Origin of the sequence: Pseudarthrobacter sp. NPDC058329, from assembly GCF_042879835.1 — a bacterium.
Lineage (GTDB): Bacteria > Actinomycetota > Actinomycetes > Actinomycetales > Micrococcaceae > Arthrobacter.
The window spans coordinates 1,754-5,072 of sequence record NZ_JBHVZR010000036.1; the positions used below are offsets into that span (position 1 = coordinate 1,754).

Here is a 3,319-nt window from a genome sequence, read left to right on the forward strand (position 1 = left end):
GTTGGGTGTGGTTGGTTTTCGTGGTTCTCTCGAAAATTAGCGTTTTTGATCTTTTGTGGTCAAGTTTTTAAGAGCACACGGTGGATGCCTTGGCATTAGGAGCCGAAGAAGGACGTAGGAATCTGCGATAAGCCTGGGGGAGTCGATAACCGGACTGTGATCCCAGGGTGTCCGAATGGGGAAACCCCGCCAGGGGCGCGAGTGACCTGGTGACCCGCATCTGAACACATAGGGTGCGTGGAGGGAACGCGGGGAAGTGAAACATCTCAGTACCCGCAGGAAGAGAAAACAATAGTGATTCCGTTAGTAGTGGCGAGCGAACGCGGATCAGGCTAAACCGTTCCATGTGTGATAGCCGGCGGGCGTTGCATGGTCGGGGTTGTGGGACTTTCCGTACTGTCTCTGCCGGGGCAGTGGGGTGTGATGTGCAGGCATAGGTGAACGGTCTTGAAAGGCCGGCCAGAGAGGGTGTGAGCCCCGTAACCGAAATGTTGTGTACCGCCCGGATGAGTATCCCAAGTAGCACGGGGCCCGAGAAATCCCGTGTGAATCTGTCAGGACCACCTGATAAGCCTAAATACTCCCTAATGACCGATAGCGGACCAGTACCGTGAGGGAAAGGTGAAAAGTACCCCGGGAGGGGAGTGAAACAGTACCTGAAACCGTGTGCTTACAATCCGTCGGAGCAGCCTTGTAGCTGTGACGGCGTGCCTTTTGAAGAATGAGCCTGCGAGTTAGTGTTACGTCGCGAGGTTAACCCGTGTGGGGAAGCCGTAGCGAAAGCGAGTCTGAATAGGGCGTTGCAGTGGCGTGATCTAGACCCGAAGCGAAGTGATCTACCCATGGCCAGGTTGAAGCGACGGTAAGACGTCGTGGAGGACCGAACCCACTTCAGTTGAAAATGGAGGGGATGAGCTGTGGGTAGGGGTGAAAGGCCAATCAAACTTCGTGATAGCTGGTTCTCCCCGAAATGCATTTAGGTGCAGCGTTGCGTGTTTCTTACCGGAGGTAGAGCTACTGGATGGCTAATGGGCCCTACAAGGTTACTGACGTCAGCCAAACTCCGAATGCCGGTAAGTGAGAGCGCAGCAGTGAGACTGTGGGGGATAAGCTTCATAGTCGAGAGGGAAACAGCCCAGACCACCAACTAAGGCCCCTAAGCGTGTGCTAAGTGGGAAAGGATGTGGAGTTGCGAAGACAACCAGGAGGTTGGCTTAGAAGCAGCCATCCTTAAAAGAGTGCGTAATAGCTCACTGGTCAAGTGATTCCGCGCCGACAATGTAGCGGGGCTCAAGTACACCGCCGAAGTTGTGGCATTCAGATATTAGCTAAGCCCTTGTGGTTCAGGCGTCTGGATGGGTAGGGGAGCGTCGTGTGGGCAGTGAAGTCGCGGTGTAAACCAGCGGTGGAGCCTACACGAGTGAGAATGCAGGCATGAGTAGCGAAAGACGGGTGAGAAACCCGTCCGCCGAATGATCAAGGGTTCCAGGGTCAAGCTAATCTGCCCTGGGTAAGTCGGGACCTAAGGCGAGGCCGACAGGCGTAGTCGATGGACAACGGGTTGATATTCCCGTACCGGCGAAAAACCGTCCATGTTGAACAGGGGATACTAACTGCCCGAGACCTGCCCGATCACCCTTGTGGTGTGAGGGTTTTGGTGGAGCGCAGGACCTGATCCTGGGAGGCAAGCGTATTAACAGGTGTGACGCAGGAAGGTAGCCAAGCCGGGCGATGGTTGTCCCGGTCTAAGGATGTAGGGCGAACGGTAGGCAAATCCGCTGTTCATGATGCCTGAGATCTGATGGGACCCCCGTTTGGGGGGATTTGGTGATCCTATGCTGCCGAGAAAAGCATCGACGCGAGGTTTTAGCCGCCCGTACCCCAAACCGACACAGGTGATCAGGTAGAGAATACTAAGGCGATCGAGAGAATTATGGTTAAGGAACTCGGCAAAATGCCCCCGTAACTTCGGGAGAAGGGGGGCCCCAACCTTGAACACCACTTGCTGGTGGGAGGGGATCGGGGCCGCAGAGACCAGGGGGAAGCGACTGTTTACTAAAAACACAGGTCCGTGCGAAGTCGCAAGACGATGTATACGGACTGACTCCTGCCCGGTGCTGGAAGGTTAAGAGGACCGGTTAGCCGCAAGGCGAAGCTGAGAATTTAAGCCCCAGTAAACGGCGGTGGTAACTATAACCATCCTAAGGTAGCGAAATTCCTTGTCGGGTAAGTTCCGACCTGCACGAATGGAGTAACGACTTCCCCGCTGTCTCAACCATAAACTCGGCGAAATTGCAGTACGAGTAAAGATGCTCGTTACGCGCAGCAGGACGGAAAGACCCCGAGACCTTTACTATAGTTTGGTATTGGTGTTCGGAGTGGCTTGTGTAGGATAGGTGGGAGACGTTGAAGCCCGGACGCCAGTTCGGGTGGAGTCATCGTTGAAATACCACTCTGGTCACTTTGGACATCTAACTTCGGCCCGTAATCCGGGTCAGGGACAGTGCCTGATGGGTAGTTTAACTGGGGCGGTTGCCTCCTAAAAAGTAACGGAGGCGCCCAAAGGTTCCCTCAGCCTGGTTGGCAATCAGGTGTCGAGTGTAAGTGCACAAGGGAGCTTGACTGTGAGAGAGACATCTCGAGCAGGGACGAAAGTCGGGACTAGTGATCCGGCGGTACATTGTGGAATGGCCGTCGCTCAACGGATAAAAGGTACCTCGGGGATAACAGGCTGATCTTGCCCAAGAGTCCATATCGACGGCATGGTTTGGCACCTCGATGTCGGCTCGTCGCATCCTGGGGCTGGAGTAGGTCCCAAGGGTTGGGCTGTTCGCCCATTAAAGCGGTACGCGAGCTGGGTTTAGAACGTCGTGAGACAGTTCGGTCCCTATCCGCTGCGCGCGCAGGAAATTTGAGAAGGGCTGTCCTTAGTACGAGAGGACCGGGACGGACGAACCTCTGGTGTGTCAGTTGTACTGCCAAGTGCACCGCTGATTAGCTACGTTCGGATGGGATAACCGCTGAAAGCATCTAAGCGGGAAGCTCGCTTCAAGATGAGATTTCCATACACCATTGTGTGTGAGAGGCCCCCAGCCAGACCACTGGGTTGATAGGCCGGATGTGGAAGCGAGGACTAACGACTCGTGAAGCTGACCGGTACTAATAGGCCGATAACTTACACCACACACCCCTCCTCGTGAACGGATTCAAAAGACGTTCACACCACGGGAAGGGTACAAAGAAACAAGACTGCTTGCGTCCACTATGTGGTTCCCAACCAACAAACCCGAACCGGGTACCGTTGCCAGGGAACATAACT

The 3,319-nt window shown here is 54.8% G+C and carries 1 rRNA gene; it reads left to right on the forward strand.

Annotation, left to right across the window (positions count from 1 at the left end):
• Positions 1-57 precede the first annotated feature (57 nt).
• Positions 58-3,184, forward strand: a 23S ribosomal RNA gene (locus ACFVYC_RS22255).
• Positions 3,185-3,319 lie beyond the last annotated feature (135 nt).